Source organism: Pseudomonas sp. Irchel s3h14, from assembly GCF_900187425.1.
Classification (GTDB): Bacteria; Pseudomonadota; Gammaproteobacteria; order Pseudomonadales; family Pseudomonadaceae; genus Aquipseudomonas.
Map to the genome: position 1 here is coordinate 1 of NZ_FYDJ01000040.1, position 23,979 is coordinate 23,979.

Here is a 23,979-nt window from a genome sequence, read left to right on the forward strand (position 1 = left end):
TCTTCCAATTTTGGCCAGAAGCCGACGACGGCTTCCTCGAGTAGGCCTGATACATAGATGCAACGGGGCGGCAGTTTTTTTAAAAGCGGGTAGACAGTGGGGGCGAGTCCATACATAGCAGCTGGCGCAGCCTGCGTTCGGCTGCGCAGCAGTCGTCAAAAGCTCTAATCCAATGAAGATCCAACTGATATCAATGCGCTGGCACTCATATTAATAACTCACGCAAAGTGAGACCCCATCGACAAAAAGAAACTTACCTCTATTTAATAATTAAATAACAAATCGTCAGACAATTTGCGCAAACCACCATCTAACAAACAATATTTCGACAGCGCAGGCATTGTTTCCGGGTACTTGCAGGAACAACTCAATTTGACGTCAAAAAAAATGTAGACGGTTGATTTCAAATTGTGTCAGTTTTCTTTCGCCTTCATTGGGCGAGTGATAGGACGATCTCGCCAGAGATTGTCGCTGTCTGACAAAAAACTGTTCCATAGCTAAACAAGGAAGTGTGTTTATGTCGAAAGTAAAAGACAACGCTATTGATACCGCCGAACAGGCGTTCCAGCCACTGCAAGCATTGGCTGCATCCAGTTCTGCGTTCAACCAGATCAATAGCTTCAGCCATCAGTATGATCGGGGCGGTAACCTCACGGTGAATGGCAAACCCTCCTTCTCCGTCGACCAGGCAGCTACCCAGTTGCTGCGCGATGGCGCTGCCTACCAGGACAAGGACGGCAGCGGCAAAATCGAACTCACCTACACGTTCCTGACCTCGGCGTCGTCGAGCACCATGAACAAGCACGGGATCACCGGGTTCAGCCAGTTCAGCGCTCAGCAGAAAGCCCAGGCCGTGCTGGCCATGCAATCCTGGGCCGATGTGGCCAAAATCACGTTCACCGACAAGGCCACGGGCGGCGACGCTCATATGACCTTCGGCAACTACAGCGGTGGCCAGGATGGCGCAGCGGCATTCGCTTATCTGCCGGGCACCGGCGCTGGTTATGACGGTACTTCGTGGTATCTGACGGGCAGTGGCTATAACGTAAACAAGACACCGGACCTGAACAACTACGGCCGTCAGACCCTGACCCACGAAATCGGTCACTCCCTGGGCCTGGCCCACCCTGGCGACTACAACGCCGGCGAGGGCGCTCCGACCTACAACGACGCGTCCTACGGGCAAGACACCCGCGGTTACAGCGTCATGAGCTACTGGAGTGAAAGCAATACCAGCCAGGACTTCAGCAAGGGCGGCGTCGAAGCCTATTCGTCCGGTCCGCTGATGGACGATATCGCGGCCATCCAAAAGCTCTACGGTGCCAACACCACCACCCGTACCGGTGACACCACTTATGGCTTCAACTCCAACGCCGGGCGCGACTTCCTGAGTGCGACTTCGTCGTCGGACAAGGTTGTGTTTTCGGTATGGGATGCGGGCGGCAAGGACACCTTGGACTTCTCCGGTTTTACCCAAAACCAGAAGATCAACCTCAATGAGGCCTCGTTCTCCGACGTTGGTGGCATGGTGGGTAACGTATCCATCGCCAAGGGCGTCACCGTCGAGAACGCTATCGGCGGTTCGGGCAGCGACCTGCTGATCGGCAACAGCGTGTCCAACGAACTGAAGGGCGGTGCCGGCAACGACATCCTCTTCGGCGCGGGCGGCGCGGACAAACTGTGGGGTGGCACCGGTTCGGACACTTTCGTGTTCGCGGCCAGCAGCGATTCCAAACCCGGTGCTGTCGATCAGATCCTCGATTTTGTCAGTGGTCTGGACAAGATCGACCTGACCGGCATCACCAACGGCGCAGGCCTGCATTTCGTGAACTCGTTCACCGGTGCGGCAGGCGAGGCGGTGTTGACCTCTTCGGGTGGCAACAGCCTGTTGTCGGTGGACTTCTCCGGGCACGGCGTGGCTGATTTCCTGGTCAGCACCGTGGGCCAGGCGGCTTACTCCGACATCGCTGCGTAATGTGAGGTGAAAAGGAGGGCGGCGCAGACGCTCCGCTCTCTGCACCTTGATCGGAGTAAAGCGCCTTATGATCCATAACGGCTTCACCGACAGAACAACCGCGTGGCTATTGGCGACGTTCATGATGTTTTTTGGAGATTTGGCCATGGCCAGCAGCCTGAAATTAGCAGACCCCTCGGAACTGGCCGGCAAATGGCAGGCGACCCTGATCGCCAAAGATGACTCGCCAGAGTCCCAGGCGTTGCAGGACAAACCGTCCAACGTCTGCGTCATCGACTTTCAACCGAAACAGACGCTGGGTGAGGGCGCCGATTGTCTAAGCGCCTGGCTGGGCGGCGAATCTGCGATTGGCTGGTTCCCTGAGCCGGATGGGCTGGCGATCACTGGCAAAGAAGGTTCGAAGGTTCTATTTCTCAGCCGCCAACGCGACGGATCGTATAAAGCCACATTGAAATCCGATCTGGTCATAACACTTGTGCGCCAGGTGCAATAACACGATTCGACTATAACGCTCGTCATTGCCGACATAAGCACAACACAACTAGTCGAGGCGCTCTGCCGCCCACGAAAAGTTGTTATTAGTTTGTAAGCGCGACTGCAGAGTCTATATCCGCCCCTGCGCGGACAGTTAATGGAAACTTCGCCAGACAGGGCGAGGAATAACACCTCAGGAATAACCCATGAAGATGGCAAATAGCCCGGCCACCGCACCATTATTCAAAGCGCTGGGCGACTACAAGAGCATCCTGATCAGCGTCGGTTGTTTTACCGCGTTAATTAACGTGCTGATGCTGGTCCCGTCGATTTACATGCTCCAGGTCTACGACCGCGTGTTGTCTTCGCAAAATGAAACCACCCTGGCGATGCTGTCGTTGATGGTGGTCGGGTTCTTTGCCTTCATCGGTCTGCTTGAGATCGTGCGCAGCTTCATTGTCATCCGCATCGGCAGCCAACTGGAGCGCCGCTTCAACCTTCGGGTCTATCAGGCCGCATTCGAGCGCAACCTGTTCAAGGGCGAGGGCAACGCCGGGCAAGCCTTGGGGGACCTGACGCAAATTCGCCAATTCGTCACCGGTCCTGCGCTGTTTGCCTTCTTCGATGCGCCGTGGTTTCCGGTTTATCTGTTTGTGATCTACCTGTTCAATGTCTGGCTCGGCGTGTTTGCGACGGTGGGCACGGTGCTGTTGATCGGCCTTGCTTGCCTCAACGAGGCAATGACCAAAAAGCCCTTGGGCGAAGCCGCAGGGTTTTCCCAGAAATCCAGCCAACTGGCCACCAGTCACCTGCACAACGCCGAAACCATTCAGGCCATGGGCATGCTCGGGGCATTGCGTAAGCGCTGGTTCCAGGTCCATTCACGCTTCCTCGGCTTGCAGAACCAGGCTAGCGACACCGGTGCCGTCATCAGCTCCCTGAGTAAAACCCTGCGCCTGTGCCTGCAATCGCTGGTGCTGGGCCTTGGCGCCTTGCTGGTGATCAAGGGCGATATGACGGCCGGGATGATGATCGCCGGGTCCATTCTGATGGGCCGCGTCCTGAGCCCCATCGATCAGTTGATCGCCGTGTGGAAGCAGTGGAGCGGCGCCAAGCTCGCTTACCGTCGTCTTGATTCGTTGCTGCAAGCCTTTCCACCGAGTGACGAGGCCATGGCGCTGCCGGCACCGAAAGGCCAGATCGCGTTCGAGCAGGTCAGCGCCGCGCCGCCGGGGCAACGGGCCGCCACGTTGCACCTGGTCAATTTCAGCCTCGGTGCCGGGGAAGTGCTGGGCGTGCTCGGGGCATCCGGTTCCGGCAAATCGACATTGGCCCGGGTGCTCGTTGGCGTCTGGCCGACGCTGGGCGGTACGGTGCGACTCGACGGCGCGGACATTCATCGCTGGAACCGCGACGATCTCGGTCCCTACATCGGTTACCTGCCTCAGGACATCGAATTGTTCAGCGGCAGCATCGCCGAAAACATCGCCCGGTTCAGCGAGGCGGACCCGCAAAAAGTCGTTGAAGCCGCGCAACAGGCCGGTGTTCATGAACTAATTCTGCGCATGCCGCAAGGCTACGACACCGTGCTCGGTGAGGACGGCAGCGGCTTGTCCGGGGGCCAGAAGCAGCGCGTGGCCCTGGCTCGCGCGGTGTATGGCAACCCGCGCCTGGTGGTGCTGGATGAACCCAATTCCAACCTCGACACCGTGGGCGAAGCGGCATTGGCCAGCGCCATTGCGCAAATGAAAGCCCAAGGCACCAGTGTGATTCTAGTGACCCATCGCTCCTCGGCACTGGCCCAGGCCGACAAGCTGCTGGTGCTCAACGAAGGGCGCTTGCAAGCCTTCGGTGCAAGCCAGGACGTGCTTAAGGCACTCGCAGCCAATCAGGAACAGCAGCGGGAGAAAACCGTGCAAGCACCGGGTGGACTCAGCATGAGCCGTCAGTATCAGCCCTCGACAAGGAATTCGGGTGTATGAGCAACATCAGCGAAGCCACCATGGAACATGACTACATCGCAGAACGCCCTGAGCGCGACGCGCGTTTCTTCGTCCGCATGGGCTGGATTCTGGCGATCGTCGGCGCCGGCAGTTTCTTCACCTGGGCCAGTCTGGCACCCCTTGACCAAGGCATTCCCGTGCAAGGCACGGTCGTGGTGTCGGGCAAGCGCAAAGCCGTGCAATCAATGAGCAGTGGGGTGGTCAGCCAGATTCTGGTGCGCGAGGGCCAAGTGGTGAAGCAGGGCCAGCCATTGTTCCAGCTCGACCAAACGCAAGTCGCCGCAGATGTGCAATCGCTGCAAGCGCAATACCGCATGGCCTGGGCCAGTCTGGCGCGGTGGCAGAGTGAACGGGACAACTTCAAACAGGTGAGTTTCCCCGCTGAACTGAGCAACAATCCTGACCCGCGTCTGGCCTTGGTGCTGGAAGGTCAACGGCAGTTGTTCAGCAGCCGCCGTGAGGCGTTTTCCCGCGAGCAGGCTGCCTTGCGCGCCAGCATCGAAGGCGCCAGCGCGCAACTGGCGGGCATGCGCCGCGCCCGCACGGACTTGACTGCCCAGGCCAGCTCTCTGCAACAACAGCTGAGCAACCTTCAGCCCCTGGCGGATAACGGCTACATCCCGCGCAATCGGTTGATGGAGTACCAGCGTCAGCTGTCGCAGGTTCAGCAACAATTGGCAGAAAACACCGGCGACAGCGGCCGTGTGGAGCAGGGCATCCTCGAATCGCGACTGAAACTGCAACAGCACATCGAGGAATACCAGAAAGAAGTCCGTACCCAGTTGGCCGACGCGCAATTGAAAAGCGTGACGCTGGAAGAGCAACTGACTTCCGCCGGGTTCGATCTGCAACACAGCGAGATTATCGCCACCGCCGATGGCATTGCGGTCAATCTCGGGGTTCATACCGTGGGCGCGGTGGTGCGTCAGGGCGAAACCCTGCTGGAGATCGTGCCTCAGGGGACGAGTCTGGAGGTGGAAGGGCACCTGCCGGTCAACCTGGTCGATAAGGTTGGCACGCACTTGCCGGTAGACATCTTGTTCACGGCGTTCAACCAGAGCCGCACGCCGCGGGTGCCCGGCGAAGTCAGCCTGATCTCCGCCGACCAGATGATCGACGAGAAAACCGGTGCGCCGTATTACGTGCTGCGCAGCAGCGTCAGCGATCAGGCCATGGAAAAACTCAACGGTCTGGTGATCAAGCCTGGCATGCCGGCGGAAATGTTCGTGCGCACCGGTGAACGTTCACTCCTCAACTATTTGTTCAAGCCGCTGCTCGACCGGGCAGGTTCCGCGTTGACTGAGGAATAAGGATGTTCCGCTGTATGAATAAGCTTTCCATGCTCGCAGCGACCCTGGCGTTGCTGACCTGCAACAGTGTGTTGGCCATGGGGCCGTTCGAGGTCTACGAACAAGCATTGCGCAATGATCCGGTGTTTCTCGGTGCCATCAAGGAACGCGATGCCGGACTTGAAAACCGCGCCATTGGCCGCGCCGGGCTGTTGCCCAGGATCGGTTACAACTACAACAAGGGGCGCAACTCCTCCAAGGCCACCTCCCTCAATGAACGCGGGCAGAACCGCACCGATGATCGCAACTACAGCAGTTACGGCTCGAGCCTGACCCTGCAACAACCGTTGCTCGACTACGAGGCTTACGCGTCGTACCGAAAAGGCGTGGCGCAATCGCTGTTTGCCGACGAAGCCTTTCGCGGCAAAAGCCAGGAATTACTGGTTCGGGTGCTGGAGAATTACACCCAGGCGCTGTTCGCTCAGGATCAGATCGACATCGCGCAAGCCAAGAAAAAGGCTTTCGAGCAACAGTTCCAGCAGAACGAACACATGTTCCGTCAGGGCGAGGGCACACGTACCGACATCCTTGAGGCCGAGTCCCGCTATGAACTGGCCACGGCCGAGGAAATCGAAGCCCGTGATGAGCAGGACGCGTCGTTACGAGAGCTGGGAGCGCTGATTGGCGTGCCGGCGATCAACATCGGGGATTTGGCGCCACTGGATCAGAGTTTCCAGACGTTCACCTTGCAGCCGGCCAATTACGACACCTGGCACGAGATGGCCGTGGCCAACAACCCGAACCTGGCTTCGCAGCGCCATGCCGTGGAAGTCGCGCGTTATGAAGTCGAACGCAACCGCGCTGGACACCTGCCCAAAGTCAGTGCCTACGCCTCGGTGCGCCAGAACGAGTCGGAAAGCGGCAACACCTACAACCAGCGCTACGACACCAACACCATCGGGATTGAAGTCAGCGTGCCGCTGTACGCCGGCGGCGGGGTATCCGCATCGACCCGTCAGGCCAGCCGCACCATGGAGCAGGCCGAGTACGAACTGGACGGCAAGACCCGGGAAACCCTGATCCAGCTGCGTCGGCAGTTCAGCGCCTGTCTGTCGGGTGTGAACAAGTTGCGGGCTTATCAGAAGGCCCTGACGTCTGCCGAAGCGCTGGTGGTTTCGACCAAGCAAAGCATTTTGGGCGGTGAGCGGGTCAACCTCGATGCGCTGAACGCCGAACAACAACTATTTACCACCCGCCGCGATCTGGCACAGGCACGCTACGACTACTTGATGGCCTGGACCAAGTTGCATTACTACGCCGGGACGTTGAATGAGCAGGATTTGGCCAAGGTTGACGAGGCGTTCGGCCAAGGCCCAAGAACGCAATGATTTGACCTGATTTGACCTGTAGCAGCTGGCGAAGCCTGCGTTCGGCTGCGAAGCAGTCGCCATTCGGTCTATCTGACAAACCGTGTTGTCAGGTTTTACGACTGCTACGCAGCCGAACGCAGGCTTCGCCAGCTGCTACAGGGAGATGCGTTGCTGCCCGTTATGGGCGACCAGAATTCTAAAAACGCCAAAAAAGCGAGAAGTCATGAACACGGACGTACAGATCAAGCCGATGTCGGTCGGCACGCTATTACTCCTGGTGTCAGCAATGCCCGGCTCGGTGCAAGCCGCTTATCTGGAAACCGGCACACCCGGCGATGCCGCCAGTTGGCGCTCGGCGGAGTTCAAGCGCGACTGGGGACTCGCCCGTATGCAAGCCGATCAAGCCTATGCCGCCGGCATCACTGGCAAAGGCGTGAAAATCGGCGAGCTCGATTCAGGCTTCGATGCTGCCCATCCCGAATTCGCCACCGACCGTTACCACGCGGTGACCGCCAGCGGCCGTTACGTTGACGGCTCCCAGTTCAATGTCGACGGCACTCTCAACGCCAACAACGACTCCCACGGCACGCACGTCGCTGGCACCATCGGTGCTTCCCGCGATGGCACCGGCATGCACGGCGTGGCCTACAACGCGCAGGTCTACGTCGGCAACACCAACAAGAACGACAGCTTCCTGTTCGGGCCCAATCCTGATCCACGCTACTTCAAAGCGGTCTATAACGCGTTGGCGGATGCCGGTGTGCGAGCGATCAACAACAGCTGGGGCAGCCAGCCACCGGATGTCAGCTATCGGACCCTCGACGATCTGCATGCCGCCTACGCCCAGCACTGGAACAAAGGCACCTGGCTCGATGAGGCGGCGGACGTTTCCAGGCGCGGCGTGATCAACGTGTTCAGCGCCGGTAACAGCGGTTACCCAAACGCCAGCGTGCGTTCTGCCTTGCCGTACTTTGAGCCGGACCTGGAAGGCCACTGGCTGGCGGTGTCGGGGCTGGATCAAGGCAACCAACAGAAATACAACCAGTGCGGGATCGCCAAGTATTGGTGCATCACCACCCCCGGCGCGAAGATCGACAGCACCATTCCAGGTGCAGGCTATGCGATCAAGTCAGGCACCTCCATGTCCGCGCCGCATGCCACCGGTGCCTTGGCACTGGTGATGGAACGCTATCCGTACATGAACAACCAGCAGGCGCTGGAAACTCTGCTGACCACCGCCACCCAACTCGACGGTTCGATCACCGAAGCACCGAATACCCGCGTCGGCTGGGGCGTCGCCAACCTCGAACGGGCGATGCACGGGCCGGGGCAATTACTCGGACGTTTCGACGCCAATCTGGGGGCAGGGCAGAGCGATGTCTGGAGCAACAACATCACCGACAAGGCGCTGATTCAGCGTCAGAGCGAAGACGCGGCGGAACACAGTGCCTGGCAACAGACACTGAAGACCAAAGGTTGGGAGAACGGTGTACCGGTCGGTGCCAGCCAGCAGGATCAGACCGACTATGCGGTGGGCACGGCCCGGGATCTCGCAGCCTCCACTCGGGTCTACGAAGGCAGCCTGATCAAGTCCGGTGCCGGACGCCTGATGCTGACCGGCAACAGCACTTATCGCGGGCCGACTTCGGTGAATGGCGGTCTGCTGTCGGTCAACGGTTCGCTGGCATCAAATGTGACCGTCAATGACAGCGGCACGCTGGGCGGATCGGGACGCGTCGGCGCGCTGACCGCCAACCGCGGCGGCACGGTTGCGCCCGGCAATTCGATTGGCACCTTGCAGGTCAGCGGCGATGTCACGTTTGCGCCGGGTTCGACTTACGCGGTGGAGCTATCGCCGACCGATAGCGACCGGATCGTCGCGGGTGGCACAGCCACGGTCAGCGGCGCCACCGTCAGCCTTTCCCTGGAAAACAGCCCGACCTTGCTCAGCACTCGACAAGTGAAAAGCCTGCTCGGTCATCAGTACAACATCCTGCAAGCGGCCGGTGGTATTCAAGGTCAGTTCGGCGCGGTGCTGCCCAACTACCTGTTCATCGGTGGCAGCCTCGATTACGCCGCCACCGGCATTCAACTGAGTGTCGAGCGCAACGACACGACCTTCGCCAGCGTCGGCCAAACGCCGAATCAGCGCGCCGTAGCCTCCGCCGTTGAAGGCCTTGGGGCGGGCAATCCGGTTTACGAAAGCCTGCTGCTGTCGCCCACCGCGACGTCCGCCCAACAGGCGTTTCAGCAGTTGTCGGGGGAAATCTATCCGGCGCTGGGCTCGGTACTGATCAACGACAGCCGCTACCTGCGTGATGCTGTCGGTGAGCGACTGGTTAACGCCAAAGGCACTCAAAGCAATGGCTGGATCAAGGCGCTGGGCGCCTGGGGCAAGACCGATGAGCGCCATGACACTGCCGATTACACCACTTCGATTGGCGGCTTGCTCGCCGGTGTCGATGGGGCGCTCGATGAGCAAACCCGGATCGGTCTGGTCACCGGCTATAGCGACAGCTCGGTGAGCATGGGCTCCGGCACTCACTCATCGGCCAAGGTCGACAGCTATCACCTGGGTGCTTATGCCGGCCGCGAGTTGCGTGCCTGGCGCCTGAGTGCCGGCGGTGCCTACAGCTGGCATCGGGCCGACGTCAAACGTGACCTGCAATACGGCGACGTCAGCGCCAAACAGAAAGCCAAGGTCGATGCCGGAACCACCCAAGTGTTCGGTGAAGCGGCGTATCGCCTGAACCTGCAACCGCTGGCGCTTGAACCCTTCGCGAACCTGGCTTACGTGCACCTCGACACCGAAGGTTTCACCGAGAAAGGTGATGGCGCCGCACTGAAAAGCAGTGGCGACACGCGTGACGCGGTGCTCAGCACATTGGGCGTGCGCGCATTGAAAACCGTGAACCTGTCCGGCCAGCAGAAACTGGACCTGAGCGGCAGCCTCGGCTGGCAGCACAACCTGAGCCATACCGATTCTGAAGAGCACCTGGCGTTCGCCAGCGGCAGCACGCCGTTCTCGGTGGAAAGCTCGCCAATGGTGCGCGATGCAGCGCTGGTGGGGGCCCATGCCAGCCTGGCCCTGAGTCGGGACATCCGCTTGAACCTCGATTACACCGGCCAACTGGCCAGTCGCGAAAAAAGCCATGGCGTAGGGCTCAGCCTCAATTGGCAGTTTTAACGCAGGGGGCGTGTTTCACAAATAAAAAAATGGGTGCTTTTGAAGGCACAGGGATTTTGGCAACACAACTAAGGACGGTAGCTGGATGAATAACAAGTACAACAAACTTGCCATGCTCTGCGCATTGGCCACCCTCGGTACCGCGCAAGCGGCGCCTTACGTGGAAAACGGTAGAGCGGGCGATCCCAACAGTTGGCGCAGCGCTGAATTCAATGCCGATTGGGGGCTGGGAGCGGTCAACGCACAAGAGGCCTACGCCGCCGGTTACACCGGCAAAGGCGTGAAGCTGGGGATCTTCGACCAACCGGTCTACGCCGCGCATCCGGAGTTTTCCGGCCCCAACAAAGTAATCACTCTGGTCACCAGCGGCATCCGCGAATACACCGACCCGTACATCCCGGTCAAAGCCGGCGATGCCTTTCGCTACGACGGTTCGCCCTCGATCGGTTCCGACGGCGAGCTGGGCGCCCACGGCACCCACGTTGGCGGGATCGCTGCCGGCAGTCGCGATGGCGGCCCGATGCATGGCGTGGCGTTCGGCGCGCAGATCATCAGTGCGGACAACGGTGATCCGGGCCCGGAGGACGGCATCATTCGCGGCAATGACGGCGCGGTCTACAAGGCCGGTTGGGATGCCTTGATCGCCAGCGGCGCGCGGATCATCAACAACAGTTGGGGCATCGGCATCACCGATCGCTTCGACCTCGGCGGACGCAACCCCGCCTACCCGCATTTCACCGTGCAGGACGCGCAATTGCAGTTCAACGAGATCCGTCCGTTGCTCGGGACCAAACCGGGCGGAGCCTACGATGGCGCCATCGCGGCTGCTCGAAGCGGTATCGTGACGATCTTCGCGGCCGGCAACGACTACAACCTCAACAACCCGGACGCCATCGCGGGCCTGGGCTATTTCGTCCCGGACATCGCGCCGAACTGGGTCACCGTGGCGGCGTTGCAGAAAAACCCGGACCTCAACAGCCCGGACCTCTACAACATCAGCACTTTCTCATCGCGCTGCGGCTACACCGCCAGCTTTTGCGTGTCCGCACCGGGCAGCAAGATCTACAGCTCGATCATCAGCGGTACCAACGCCGACAACCTGACCACCGGCTACAAAAACTACAACGGCACGTCGATGGCGGCGCCGCATGTCGCCGGTTCCATGGCCGTGCTGATGGAGCGCTTCCCGTACATGACCGGCGCCCAGGTCGCCAGCGTATTGCGCACTACGGCTACCGACCTCGGTGCGCCAGGTGTCGATTCGCTGTATGGCTGGGGGATGATCAACCTGCGCAAAGGCATCGATGGCCCGGCGATGTTGGTCACCGAGCAAGACATTCCCGAGGAGTTCCGTATCCAGGGGGCTTATGGTTCCAGCCAGTTTGTGGCGGACTTGCCAGGGATCGGCGCGATTATCGACGCGGGCAAACCGACCGAGCGCGTGTGCAATGACGTGCACTGCGGCCTCGACACATGGCGCAACGACATTTCCGGCCATGGTGGCCTGACCAAGCAGGGCATCGGCACGCTGGTCATGACTGGCGCCAACACCTACGCCGGCCCGACCCTGGTCAATCAGGGCCGCTTGGCCATCAACGGCTCGCTGCTCTCGGCGGTCACCGTCAACGACAGCGGGATCCTCGGCGGTAATGGCCGCATCGGCGCATTGACCGCGAAAAGCGGCGGCACTGTGGCGCCAGGCAATTCCATCGGCACCTTGCAAGTGGCGGGCGACGTGACCTTCGAACCTGGCTCGACCTACGCCGTGGAGTTGTCGCCGACCAGCAGCGACCAGATCGTGGCGGGCGGCAAAGCCGTGATCGACGGCGCTACCGTCAGCCTGTCCCTGGAAAATAGTCCGACCTTGCTGACCACCAGCGAAGTGAAATCCTTGCTCGGCAACCAATACAACATTCTCCAAGCGGCCGGCGGGATCGAAGGGCGTTTCGGTGCGGTGCTACCGGATTATCTGTTCATCGGAGGCACACTCGGCTACTCGGCCAATGGCATCCAACTGGCGGTAGAGCGCAACGCAGCGTCTTTCGCCAGCGTCGGCCAAACCCCGAACCAACGCGCCGTCGCCGCGGCCGCCGAGCAACTGGGCGCCGGCAATCCGCTCTATGAAACCTTGCTGTTGTCGCCGACTGCGGCTGTCGCTCAGCAAGCCTTCCAGCAACTGTCCGGTGAAATTCACCCGGCGATCGGCACGCTGCTGATCAACGACAGCCGTTACTTGCGCGATGCCGTCGGCGAACGCCTGCGTGAACGTGATCTGTTCAATGCCGCCGCACCGACCGATGACCGCAGTAACGCCTGGGTCAAAGTCCTCGGTGCCTGGGGCAAGAGCGATGGCGGGCATGACAACGCCAGTTCCAACAGCTCCATCGGCGGCTTGCTGGCCGGTGTCGACGGTCTGATCACTGAAGATACGCGGTTGGGTTTCGTAACCGGTTACAGCGACAGTTCGTTGAGCATGGGCGATGGCACGCATTCGTCTGCCTCCGTCGACAGCTACCACTTGGGCGCCTATCTGGGCCATGAAATCGATGCGCTGCGTCTGAGCGTCGGCGGCGCATACAGCTGGCACCGCATCGACGTGAAGCGTGATCTGCAATTCGGCGACGTCAGCGGCAAACAGAAATCCAAACGCGATGCGACAACCGCACAACTGTTTACCGAAGCGGCGTATCGCCTGGACCTGCAACCGCTGGCACTGGAACCGTTCGCCAACCTGGCTTACGTGCACCTGAACAGCGACAGCTTCACCGAGAAAGGTGATGCCGCAGCGCTCAAGGGCGGCGAAGACAATCGCGACGCCGTGCTCTCGACCCTCGGCCTGCGGGCGAGCAAAGCGATTGCCCTGTCGGACCAACAACACCTGGAACTGTCCGGCACGCTGGGCTGGCAGCACAACCTGAGCAACACCCGTTCCGAAGATCATCTGGCCTTCGCCAACGGCAACACCGCGTTCAGCGTGCAGAGCGTTTCCCTGGACCGTAACGCTGCCGTCATCGGTGCGCGAGCCGGTTTGGCGGTGGCGCAGGACGTTCGTTTGAGCCTGGATTACAACGGGCTGCTCGGCTCCCGCGAGAAAGACCACGGTGTGGGTCTGACGCTCGACTGGCAGTTCTGATTTGACGCAAAGGAAGCAAACCTATGGGACTGTTTGATTACAAAAATGCTGACGGCAAGGCGTTGTACAGCGACGCCATCGCGCTGACGCTGTATGCGTACACGCCAACCGGTCAACCGCTGCCGGCGACCGGTTGGGCGCCGATTGGCGCTACGCAGCTGGGTTATCAGGGCAAAGTCGGCGCACAAGGCACCTTCTATGGCGAAAAGGACGGCTTCACCAGCGCCGAAGCCGAAGTACTCGGCAAATACGACGCGGCGGGCAAGCTGATCGGTATCGGCATTGCCTTCCGAGGCACCGGCGGCTTGGGTTACAGCGACACCTTTGGCGACATGAAAAACAACCTGCTGGCTGCCATCGGCCCGGTGGATTACGCGACGAACTACGCGAAAAACGCCTTCGACAGTTTGCTCAAGGACGTCGCCGCGTTTGCGATCGGTCATGGCCTGAGCGCCAGGGATGTTCTGGTCAGCGGTCATAGTCTCGGCGGGCTGGGCGTCAACAGCCTCGCCGAACTGAGCGGCGACAACTGGGGCGGTTTCTTCAAGGAGGCCAACTACGTTGCCTTCGCCTCGCCGACCCAGAGCGCTACCGGCAACAACGTGCTGAACATCGGTTACGAGAACGATCCGGTGTTTCGGGTACTTGACGGCACCACGTTCAGCAGCGGCTCCCTGGGCAAACACGACGGACATCAGGACTCGGCGACCAACAACATCGTCAACTTCAATGACCAGTACGCGTCCACCGCGCAGAACCTGGTGCCGTTCAGCATCCTCAACCCGCTGAACTGGTCGGCCCATGGCTCGCTGGGGTATGCCGACGGGTTGAACCGGGTGATCGACTCGCGTTTCTACGACCTCACCGACAAGGACTCGACGCTGATCGTGTCCAACCTGGCGGAAGCGTCCCGGGGCAAGACCTGGGTCGAGGACCTTGGCCGCAGTGGCGAACCTCACACCGGCAGCACATTCATCATCGGCACCGACAGCAACGACCTGCTCAAGGGCGGTGCCGGCAATGACTTCATCGAAGGCCGTGATGGCAATGACCGGTTCCGCGATGACGGTGGCTACAACATCCTGCTGGGTGGCAAGGGCAGCAACACCTTCGAATTGCAGAAACCGTTGCAGAACTTCAGCTTTGCCAACGATGACGACGGCACGCTGTACGTGCGTGATGCCTATGGCGGCATCAGCATGACCCGCGACATCGGCGCGCTGGTCAGTCAGGAGTCGGGCTCATGGTGGGGGAGCAAGGAGGTGGCTTACAGCGTGACCGCCAACGGTTTGCTCAATGGCAGCGAACTGACCCACTACAACCACTCGCTTAACGGTGATGCCTACGGCAACACACTGGTGGCCACTGTCGACGGCGACTGGTTGTTCGGCAATGCCGGCGATGACCTGCTGCGCAGCGACAAAAGCCACGTGACCTTCGTCGGTGGCGCGGGCAATGACGTAATGCAGGCCTCGGGTGGCAACAACACGTTCCTGTTCAGCGGCGCCTTCGGTTTCGACGTGGTCAATGGCTACCAGAGCAACGACAAACTGCTGTTCATGGGCGTTCAGGGCGCGGGGCAGGGCTATGACTACACGCAACACGCTTCGCAGTCGGGCCATGACACGGTGCTGAAGATTGGCGACTTTGCCGTGACCCTGGTGGGGGTGGGACTGGATAACCTGTCGGCTTCAGGCATTACGTTTGCCTGAGGCTGCATGCACTAAATGCTCCGGGGCGCCTCGTGATCGGGCGTCCTGGTTGTGAGCTATCTCTAACAATTCCAACAAAGAGAGAGGCAATACCAATGGGTGTGTACGACTACAAAAACTTCGGTACAGCCGATTCCAAAGCGTTATTTACCGACGCGATGGCGATCACGCTGTATTCCTATCACAACCTGGATAACGGCTTTGCCACCGGCTATCAGCACAACGGCTTCGGCCTTGGCTTGCCGGCGACACTGGTGACCGCGCTGATCGGCGGCACCGACTCCCAGGGCGTCATTCCCGGAATCCCATGGAACCCCGATTCGGAAAAAGCCGCGCTGGACGCGGTGCAGAAAGCTGGCTGGACGCCCATCACCGCCACGCAACTGGGCTATGACGGCAAGGTCGATGCACGGGGAACGTTCTTCGGCGAGAAAACCGGGTACACCAGCGCTCAGGTGGAAATCCTCGGCAAGTACGACGCGCAGGGCCATCTCAGCGAAATCGGTATCGCCTTTCGCGGCACCAGCGGCCCACGAGAAAGCCAGATCAGCGACTCCATCGGCGATGTGATCAATGATCTGCTGGCGGCATTAGGGCCCAAGGATTACGCGAAGAACTACGTCGGCGAAGCGTTCGGCGACCTGCTTGGCGACGTGGCGGCTTTTGCCCGGGCCAATGGCCTGTCGGGCAAGGACGTGCTGGTCAGCGGCCATAGCCTCGGCGGGTTGGCGGTCAATAGCCTGGCGGACTTGAGTAACGACAAGTGGGCCGGGTTCTATCAGGATTCCAACTACATCGCCTACGCCTCGCCGACCCAAAGCAGCACCGACAAAGTGCTGAACGTCGGGTACGAGAACGACCCGGTGTACCGCGCCCTCGACGGTTCATCGTTCAACCTGTCATCGGTGGGCGTGCACGATGCCGCCAAGGTCTCGGCGACCGATAACATCGTCAGCTTCAATGACCACTACGCTTCGACAGCGTGGAATGTGCTGCCGTTTTCCATCCTTAACATTCCGACCTGGATCTCGCACTTGCCTACCGCCTATGGCGACGGCATGAACCGGGTGATCGAGTCGAAGTTCTACGACCTCACCAGCAAAGACTCGACGATCATCGTTGCCAACCTGTCGGACCCGGCGCGCGCCAACACTTGGGTTCAGGATCTGAATCGCAACGCTGAAACCCACAAGGGCAGCACGTTCATCATCGGCAGCGACGGCAATGACCTGATCCAGGGTGGCCGGGGCAACGACTATCTGGAAGGCCGAGATGGCAACGACACCTTCCGCGACGGTGGTGGCTACAACATCCTGTTGGGCGGCAAGGGTGACAACGTGCTGGATGTGCAGCAGTCGGTGAAAAACTTCGACTTCGCCAATGACGGCGCCGGCAACCTGTACATCCGCGACGCCAATGGCGGCATCAGCATGACCCGCGACATCGGCAGCATTGTGACCAAGGAGCCGGGGTTTCTGTGGGGGCTGTTCAAGGATGACGTGATCCACAGCGTCACGGCCGAAGGCCTTAAGGCGGGTAACAACCTGACTCAGTACGCGTCAACAGTGAAGGGTGGTGCCGGGGCCGATACGCTCACGGCTCACGCCGGTGGTGATTGGTTGTTGGGGCTGGACGGCAACGATCATTTGCTCGGCGGCCAGGGTAACGACGTGTTTGTCGGCGGGGCGGGCAATGACTTGTTGGAGTCGGGGGGCGGGATCGATACGTTCCTGTTTAGCGGCGCGTTTGGTCAGGACCGGGTGGTTGGTTACCAGGCCAGCGACAAACTGGTGTTTCTCGGGGTTCAGGGGGTGACGCCGAACGATGATTATCGGGCGCATGCTACGGCGGTAGGGCACGACACGGTGCTGACATTTGGGGGGGATTCGGTGACGTTGGTCGGGGTTGGGCTGGATAGCTTGTCCAGCTCAGGAATTGTTATCGCCTGATGGTGATGGGCTGCCTGTAGGGGCCCCATCGCGAGCAGGCTCGCTCCCACATTGGAACTCGGTCTAATGTGGGAGCGAGCTTGCTCGCGATGAAGTTGACGCGGTATTCAGTCTTCCTGTCGAATCGTGCTCACTTCATCGGCCTTGACCTTCACTTTCGCCCCGGAAATATCTTCGAACTCAAAGAAGCCGTCCTTGGTCTTGGTTTTCGGCATGTCCTTGGTCAAATACTGGGTGCCGTTCTGCAGCGTCACAACCGTTGGCGTCGCGCAACCGGCCAGGGCCAGAAAGGCCGCTACCGCCAGGGGCAGGCCCAGAGTCTTGATATTCATAACCACCTCTCATCCTTCAAAAAAAACAGCGCGACTGCCACGAACGAAATCAATCGTCAGTGTACCTCTATCGCGGTTGGTGCGATGGATCGGCAGAAAGTTCAGAGACACGCGAAAAATTACCGATTAACGCCGCCGCTTATCCTTTTCCGTTTGCCCGGGCAGGGCGTAGCTGGTATCTGTACGCATAACCAGTACTCGTTCGCCATGGCCTTTTTTCCTGTGACTGCAAACCCTCTCGACGATCCGTTCTACTACTTGAACAACTTCATGCAAGTGCTTGATTGGCTTGAGCATCGCTATGCCGATGTGTTGAGTGTCGAAGAGCAACACTTCATCCGCGAGTTCAAGCGGTTGCCCCGTGAGTCCAGGGCGCTGCTGGTCAGGATGGTGATGCGCAAGGGGAATCACTTCCGGGCGAGCAAACTGCATTACCTCGAGATCGGTGACATCGGCATCGCCGCCGGCCCACTGCTGGCGCTGGGCTGGATCGATGAGCAATCGCCGCTGTCGATCGAAGCGCTGTTCGAGGTGTTGCTCAAGGCAGAAATTCTCCAGTGTTTTGGCGCCACCATCGATCAACCCAAGGGAAAAAAGACCGATTGGCTGCCCGCACTGAGCGAACAGTTTCCCCAGGCCCAAAGTTTCGGCCAGTGGTGCCCGTCGCTGGATGATCGATTGTTCAGCCTGACCATCATGGGCCTGTGCGACCGGCTGCGCTTGATGTTTTTCGGTAATCTTTACCAGGACTGGTCCGAGTTCGTACTGGCGGACCTGGGCATCTTTACCTATGAAAAGGTCGAGTTCTGCGCCGATTCCCGAGGCCTGCGCAGCCGCGACGACGTGGATGCCTGCCTCTTTCTTCATGAGTGTCAGCTGCATTTCGAGGCCGGCGAAGCCGTGGAAGGCATTGTCGAGCAGATCAAAGGGCTGACGCTGAGCAATCCCTGGCTGCAACGACGTCGCGGAAAACTGTTGTTCCAGATCGGTCAACACTGCGAGCGCCTGGCGGATTTCTCTACCGCACTGACGATCTACCGCGAGTGTGCCTATCCCGGCGCGCGCCTGCGGTTGATTCGCGTATTGGAGCGCTGCGGTGAATATCAGCTGGCCATGGACCTCGCCGTCGCGGTGGAGCAATCGCCGGAAAGTGCCGCCGAACAGCAACAGTTGCTGCGTGTGCTGCCCCGGCTGCGGCGCAAGTTGGGCGGTCCGGTGATAAAGCGCTCGTCCCCACGGCAAATGCTGCGCCTGAACCTGCAACTGCCCAGAACCGATCCGGCGTTGTCGGTGGAGTCTTACGTTCAGGCGCATTTGGCGGAAGAGTCGGCACCGGTGCATTACGTCGAAAACAGCCTGATCAACTCGCTGTTCGGTCTGCTGTGCTGGCCGGCGATTTTCGCGCCGTTGCCGGGGGCGTTTTTCCACCCGTTCCAGCGTGGGCCGGTGGATCTGCTCAATGAGGACTTTCACGAACGCCGTGCGGAGTTGTTCCAGGGTTGCCTGGCTGAACTCGATGACGGGCGTTACCGCCAGACGATTCGTGAACGCTATGCCAGCAAGTGGGGCGTGCAGTCGCCCTTCGTGTTCTGGGGTGTGCTGAGCGAAGAATTGCTCGATCAGGCACTCGATTGCCTGCCGGCCGAACACCTCAAGCACTGGTTCAATCGACTGCTGTTGGACATCAAGGCCAATCGCGCCGGCATGCCGGACCTGATCCAGTTTTGGCCGCAGGACAAAACCTACCGGATGATCGAAGTCAAAGGCCCCGGTGATCGCCTGCAAGACAATCAATTGCGCTGGCTCGAATTCTGCCATGAGCACCAGATGCCGATTGCCGTCTGTTACGTGCAATGGGCGGAGCAGGGCGCTTGAGTTACAGCATCGCGGTGCGGGCGCTGTGTGAATTCACCGCCAAGGTCGGTGACCTCGACCTGCGTTTTACGCCTTCGCCAACGGCGCTGGAAGGGATTGTCGGGCACCGTACGGTGGCGTCCCGGCGCAGCGAGGGCTACCAGAGTGAAGTCGCGCTTGAAGGCCTGTATCAAACGTTGAAGGTAAAGGGCCGGGCTGACGGCTACGACCCCGCGCAAAACTGCCTGGAAGAAGTCAAAACCTATCGCGGAGATTTGAGCAAGCAACCGGCCAACCACCGTCAGCTGCACTGGGCGCAGGCGAAGATTTACGGCTGGTTGATGTGCCAGAAACTGGAGCTGGCGCAGATCAATCTGGCCTTGGTGTATTTCGACATCGTCAGCGAAAAGGAAACCTGCCTGGTCGAAGCGTTCAGCGCCGGGCAACTGCGGCTGTTCTTCGAAACACATTGCGCCTTGTTCCTGCACTGGGCCGAACAGGAAATGGCTCATCGCGAAGGACGTAATCGGGCGGCGCAACAACTGGCGTTTCCCCATGCCGACTTTCGACCCGGGCAACGTCATCTGGCGGAATCGGTGTTCAAGGCCGTCAGCACCGGTCGTTGCTTGATGGCGCAGGCGCCCACGGGGATCGGCAAGACGGTCGGCACGCTGTTCCCCATGCTCAAGGCCCTGGCGCCGCAGCAACTGGACAAGGTGTTCTTCCTCACGGCGAAAACCCCGGGGCGCAAACTGGCGCTGGACGCCGCGCAAGTGATCCTCGACAGCGCCGACGCGCCACCCTTGCGGGTGCTCGAAATGATCGCCCGGGACAAGGCCTGCGAACATCCGGATAAAGCCTGCCACGGCGAATCCTGCCCGCTGGCCCAGGGTTTCTATGATCGCTTGCCCGCCGCTCGCCAGGCGGCCAGCAAGTTGTCCCTGCTGAACCAGAAGGCTTTGCGCGAGGTCGCCCTGCAACACGACGTCTGCCCCTACTACCTGAGCCAGGAAATGGCCCGCTGGGCAGACGTGGTGGTCGCCGATTACAACTACTATTTCGATTTCAGCGCGCTGCTGTTCGGGTTGGCCCAGGCCAATAACTGGAACGTCGCGGTGCTGGTGGACGAAGCGCACAACCTGGTGGAGCGTGGCCGGCAGATGTACAGCGCCAGCCTCGACCAATCGAACCTCAACGGTGTACGAAAAACCGCGCCCGAGGCGTTGAAAAAATCCTTGCAACGGGTCAATCGTGAGTGGAATGCCCTGCATAACCTGCAACTCGGCGCCTATCAGGCCTATGACAAGGTGCCGGAAAAACTGCTCCAGGCGTTGTCATCGTGCAGCGCGAGCATCGGCGATTACCTGAACGATCATCCGCAGGGCCTGGACGGAGCGTTACAGAACTTCTATTTCGACATGCTGCAATTTTGCCGGGTGGCTGAGCTCTTTGATGAACAGTTCCTGTTCGACATCAGCAAACGCGACCTCGACCGCCAACGCAACCTGTCGCAACTGTGCCTGCGCAACGTGGTGCCCGCCGGCTTCATCCGCCCGCGCTTGACGGCTGCACGCAGCACCGTGCTGTTTTCCGCGACCCTGAGCCCTCGCCACTACTATGCCGATCTGCTCGGCACGCCGGAGAACACGGTGTGGATAGACGTTGAATCGCCATTTCACGCCGATCAGCTGCAAGTGCACATCGTCAGCCAGATCTCTACGCGGTTCGTCCATCGCCAGTCATCCCTTGCCCCGATCGTCGAACTGATTGCCCGGCAGTTCAGCCAACGTCCCGGCAACTACCTGGCGTTTTTCAGCAGTTTTGATTATTTGCAGCAAGTGGCGCAGTTGCTGGCCGAGAAACATCCACACATCAATCTGTGGTCGCAGTCCCGCGGCATGGGGGAAGGGCAGCGACAGGACTTTCTCGATCAGTTCACCGCCGAAAGTCAGGGCGTCGGGTTTGCGGTGTTGGGCGGGGCTTTTGGCGAAGGCATCGACTTGCCGGGCGCGCGACTGATCGGAGCGTTTATCGCCACCCTCGGACTGGCGCAACTCAACCCGGTCAACGAACAGTTGAAACAGCGCATGGCAGCAATTTTCGGCGCCGGTTATGACTACACTTACCTGTTTCCCGGTGTGCAGAAAGTGGTGCAGGCGGCGGGGAGGGTGATCCGCACCCAGCAGGATCAAGGGGTGGTGATGTTGATCGATGACCGGTTTGGCGATAGCAAGGTCAAGCAGTTACTGCCGCGCTGGTGGTCGATTGCGCCAGCCTCTTTTGCAACTCAGCGAACGTATGACCACCAGGTCATCTGAGGGATACGCTCCAGAGCCGCCACCCAGCGTTGTTTTCGAACTTTCCAAATTTTCGGTTTGTCGCATACTCCAGAAAAACGATAGTGACGCGAGGGATCAATGAGCGAGGATCGGACCAAAGCCAACGCCATTGACGACAGTCGTTTTCGCCTGTTGATCGATGCTGTGATTGACTACGCGATCTACATGATTGATCCCGAAGGCATCATCACCAGCTGGAACGCCGGCGCCAGGCGTTTCAAGGGGTATGAAGAGGCCGAGATTCTCGGTCAGCACTTTTCGCGGTTCTATACCGAAGAGGATCGCCGTGCCGGTTTGCCCCAGCGAGCGCTGGACACGGCGATCAGGGAGGGGCGTTTCGAGGGGGAAGGCTGGCGGGTTCGCAAGGACGGCACGCATTTCTGGTGCCACGTCGTCATTGATCCGATTCTTGACCCGTCGGGTAAGTTGCTAGGGTTTGCCAAGATTACCCGCGACCTGACCGACCGCAAAATGGCCGAAGAAGTCCTCAAGCAAAGCGAGCAGCAGTTCCGCCTGCTGGTTCAAAGCGTCACTGACTACGCCATCTACATGCTCACCCCGGATGGCCGCGTGACCAATTGGAACCTCGGGGCTCAGCGCATCAAGGGCTACTTGCCCGAAGAAGTCATCGGCCAGCATTTTTCGATGTTTTACACCCCGGAAGACCGCGAGGCCGGCGAACCACAACGGACCCTGGACATTGCAATCCGTGAGGGGCGGTTCGAAAACAAAGGCTGGCGCGTGCGCAAGGACGGTACGCGGTTCTTGGCACATGTCGTGGTCGACCCGATTTGGGGCGACACCGGAACGTTACTCGGCTTTGCCAAGATCACCCGTGACGTCACCGAAGTCACACAAGCCCAGCAAGCCCTTGAGCAAACCCGCGAAGCGCTGTTTCAGGCGCAGAAGATGCAGGTCATCGGTCAACTCAGTGGTGGCATCGCCCACGACTTCAACAACTTGCTGACCGTCATCCTCGGCAATCTCGAAATCGTCCGCAAACGCGTCGGGGACGATTCGAGAATTACCCGATTGGTGGACAACGCCACCCAGGGTGCCTTGCGTGGCGTAACCCTGACTCAGCGCATGCTCGCGTTTGCCAGACGCCAGGAACTCAAGTCCGAACCTGTCGAGATTCCGAAGCTGGTGCAAGGGATTACCGGACTGTTGCGCAGCTCCCTCGGGCCTTCCGTGGTGCTCGAAACGCGCTTCTCGCCAGAACTTGAACCGGTCCAGGCCGACGTCAATCAGCTCGAACTGGCGGTCCTGAACCTGGTGACCAACGCTCGAGATGCAATGCCCCATGGCGGAAAAATCGTGATCAGTGCCCAGACAGATGCTGTTCTGGACAAGGCGCAGCTTTCCCTGGCGCCCGGTCGTTATGTCTGCCTGAGTGTCACCGACACCGGTGAGGGCATGGATGACGCGACGCTGGCATCGGCAACGGACCCTTTTTTCACCACAAAGGGCGTTGGCAAAGGTACTGGCCTGGGGCTGTCGATGGTTCATGGTTTTATCGAGCAATTGGGCGGTCGATTCGTTCTCAAGAGCCTGAAGGACAAAGGCACAACCGCCGAACTTTGGATACCCGTCGCCGCTGCTGGTTCAGTCGCCAAACCTGTTGTCGAGGAGCAAGCCGCACCGCCCGTGCCCCGACTGTGTGTGTTGGTGGTGGACGACGACAGCCTGGTATTGACCAGTACCTGCCTGTTGCTCGAGGACCTGGGGCATCGAGTGATCAGTGCAGTGTCCGGTGCTCAGGCGCTGGCAATGTTCGACAGCGAACAGGCGATTGATCTGGTCATCACCGACATGGCCATGCCACAGATGAATGGCGCGCAACTGGCGCAGGCTATCCGGACACTGAAACCGAGCCTGCCGATCATCCTTGCCACCGGTTACGCCGAGCGCCTGGAAGGTTTCGCTACCAGACTTCCGCGCCTGTCCAAACCCTTTACCCAACTCAATCTGGTGGAAATCATCGCCACGACCATGAAGTGACAACGCGTGCTCAGTGATTGGCCGCTTTTGTGATTGTGTACATATCCGTTTCTGCGGTCATGGCGGCTATCGGTTTCGCTTTTACAGCGAGTCACTTGGAAAAGCCCCAAGTAACCAAGGGCTCTTGCCCCTGACGTTCGGTGCCTCGCCCAGGCTCGGCATGCCCTCGCTCCGGTCCTGCTCCGTGGGCCCGCCGCCATCGGCCATCCATGGCCGGGGGCGGCTAACCCGGCATCCATGCCGGGTTGCCCACTGCGCAGAACCTCCACTCGGCCTCTCGATGGGGCGGTGCATCAAGATCAAAAGCTGCAGGCGAGCTAACGCTCGGCCTGTTGAGTGGTGAGGAGCGAAAGTTGTACGC

Annotated in this window: 13 protein-coding genes; 12 read left to right on the plus strand and 1 reads right to left on the minus strand. The window is 59.9% G+C overall.

The genetic code is table 11. From position 1 onward, the window contains the following. Positions 1-517: 517 nt before the first annotated feature. From CKW16_RS31275 to CKW16_RS31315, 9 genes are all read left to right on the plus strand, one after another. Positions 518-1,975, plus strand: a complete 1,458-nt coding sequence (locus CKW16_RS31275; protein ID WP_095133549.1) for a serralysin family metalloprotease — start codon at positions 518-520, stop codon at positions 1,973-1,975. A 67-nt stretch (positions 1,976-2,042) separates the two neighbouring features. Further along, entirely contained in the window at positions 2,043-2,468 is a 426-nt protein-coding gene (locus CKW16_RS31280) for an AprI/Inh family metalloprotease inhibitor (protein ID WP_095133551.1), read from the plus strand. A 187-nt stretch (positions 2,469-2,655) separates the two neighbouring features. Continuing rightward, entirely contained in the window at positions 2,656-4,431 is a 1,776-nt protein-coding gene (locus tag CKW16_RS31285) for a type I secretion system permease/ATPase (RefSeq protein ID WP_095133553.1), read from the plus strand. Then, positions 4,428-5,762 (plus strand): HlyD family type I secretion periplasmic adaptor subunit, encoded by a 1,335-nt coding sequence (locus tag CKW16_RS31290; RefSeq protein ID WP_095133555.1) that lies wholly within the window; start codon positions 4,428-4,430, stop codon positions 5,760-5,762. Before CKW16_RS31285 ends, CKW16_RS31290 begins: the two co-directional genes overlap by 4 nt. Before the next feature lie 2 nt (positions 5,763-5,764). Further along, positions 5,765-7,129, plus strand: coding sequence for a TolC family outer membrane protein (locus tag CKW16_RS31295; RefSeq protein WP_095133557.1), 1,365 nt, complete (start codon positions 5,765-5,767; stop codon positions 7,127-7,129). Positions 7,130-7,334: 205 nt separating this feature from the next. Next, positions 7,335-10,298, plus strand: a complete 2,964-nt coding sequence (locus tag CKW16_RS31300; RefSeq protein WP_095133559.1) for an autotransporter serine protease — start codon at positions 7,335-7,337, stop codon at positions 10,296-10,298. 85 nt (positions 10,299-10,383) lie between these two features. Further along, on the plus strand, positions 10,384-13,431 hold the full coding sequence (locus CKW16_RS31305; protein WP_095133561.1) for an autotransporter serine protease: 3,048 nt from the start codon (positions 10,384-10,386) through the stop codon (positions 13,429-13,431). Between the two features lie 23 nt (positions 13,432-13,454). Then, positions 13,455-15,143: a polyurethanase gene (locus tag CKW16_RS31310; RefSeq protein WP_095133563.1), complete on the plus strand. Its 1,689-nt coding sequence runs from the start codon at positions 13,455-13,457 to the stop codon at positions 15,141-15,143. A 95-nt stretch (positions 15,144-15,238) separates the two neighbouring features. Next, positions 15,239-17,092 carry a polyurethanase gene (locus CKW16_RS31315; RefSeq protein WP_095133565.1) on the plus strand — a complete coding sequence of 618 codons (1,854 nt, stop codon included), beginning with the start codon at positions 15,239-15,241 and terminating at the stop codon, positions 17,090-17,092. A 107-nt stretch (positions 17,093-17,199) separates the two neighbouring features. Here the strand turns inward: CKW16_RS31315 and CKW16_RS31320 are convergent, their stop codons facing one another. Beyond that, positions 17,200-17,424 (minus strand): YgdI/YgdR family lipoprotein, encoded by a 225-nt coding sequence (locus tag CKW16_RS31320; RefSeq protein ID WP_095133567.1) that lies wholly within the window; start codon positions 17,422-17,424, stop codon positions 17,200-17,202. Between the two features lie 207 nt (positions 17,425-17,631). Between CKW16_RS31320 and CKW16_RS31325 the strand changes: the two genes are divergently transcribed. The 3 genes from CKW16_RS31325 (at position 17,632) to CKW16_RS31335 (ending at position 23,618) form a co-directional block, all read left to right on the plus strand. Beyond that, positions 17,632-19,299 carry a VRR-NUC domain-containing protein gene (locus CKW16_RS31325; RefSeq protein WP_095133569.1) on the plus strand — a complete coding sequence of 556 codons (1,668 nt, stop codon included), beginning with the start codon at positions 17,632-17,634 and terminating at the stop codon, positions 19,297-19,299. Next, positions 19,296-21,596, plus strand: a complete 2,301-nt coding sequence (locus tag CKW16_RS31330; RefSeq protein WP_095133574.1) for an ATP-dependent DNA helicase — start codon at positions 19,296-19,298, stop codon at positions 21,594-21,596. The genes CKW16_RS31325 and CKW16_RS31330 overlap by 4 nt, the downstream gene beginning before the upstream one ends. A gap of 99 nt (positions 21,597-21,695) precedes the next feature. Then, entirely contained in the window at positions 21,696-23,618 is a 1,923-nt protein-coding gene (locus CKW16_RS31335) for a PAS domain-containing sensor histidine kinase (protein ID WP_095133571.1), read from the plus strand. Positions 23,619-23,979 lie beyond the last annotated feature (361 nt).

What these genes read in the sequence shown, in the direction of transcription:
- CKW16_RS31320 (WP_095133567.1), bottom strand. Translation starts at nt 17,424, where the DNA reads ATGAATATCAAGACTCTGGGCCTGCCCCTGGCGGTAGCGGCCTTTCTG.
- CKW16_RS31305 (WP_095133561.1), top strand. Translation starts at nt 10,384, where the DNA reads ATGAATAACAAGTACAACAAACTTGCCATGCTCTGCGCATTGGCCACC.
- CKW16_RS31280 (WP_095133551.1), top strand. Translation starts at nt 2,043, where the DNA reads ATGATCCATAACGGCTTCACCGACAGAACAACCGCGTGGCTATTGGCG.
- CKW16_RS31310 (WP_095133563.1), top strand. Translation starts at nt 13,455, where the DNA reads ATGGGACTGTTTGATTACAAAAATGCTGACGGCAAGGCGTTGTACAGC.
- CKW16_RS31300 (WP_095133559.1), top strand. Translation starts at nt 7,335, where the DNA reads ATGAACACGGACGTACAGATCAAGCCGATGTCGGTCGGCACGCTATTA.
- CKW16_RS31335 (WP_095133571.1), top strand. Translation starts at nt 21,696, where the DNA reads ATGAGCGAGGATCGGACCAAAGCCAACGCCATTGACGACAGTCGTTTT.
- CKW16_RS31290 (WP_095133555.1), top strand. Translation starts at nt 4,428, where the DNA reads ATGAGCAACATCAGCGAAGCCACCATGGAACATGACTACATCGCAGAA.
- CKW16_RS31325 (WP_095133569.1), top strand. Translation starts at nt 17,632, where the DNA reads ATGGCCTTTTTTCCTGTGACTGCAAACCCTCTCGACGATCCGTTCTAC.
- CKW16_RS31275 (WP_095133549.1), top strand. Translation starts at nt 518, where the DNA reads ATGTCGAAAGTAAAAGACAACGCTATTGATACCGCCGAACAGGCGTTC.
- CKW16_RS31295 (WP_095133557.1), top strand. Translation starts at nt 5,765, where the DNA reads ATGTTCCGCTGTATGAATAAGCTTTCCATGCTCGCAGCGACCCTGGCG.
- CKW16_RS31315 (WP_095133565.1), top strand. Translation starts at nt 15,239, where the DNA reads ATGGGTGTGTACGACTACAAAAACTTCGGTACAGCCGATTCCAAAGCG.
- CKW16_RS31285 (WP_095133553.1), top strand. Translation starts at nt 2,656, where the DNA reads ATGAAGATGGCAAATAGCCCGGCCACCGCACCATTATTCAAAGCGCTG.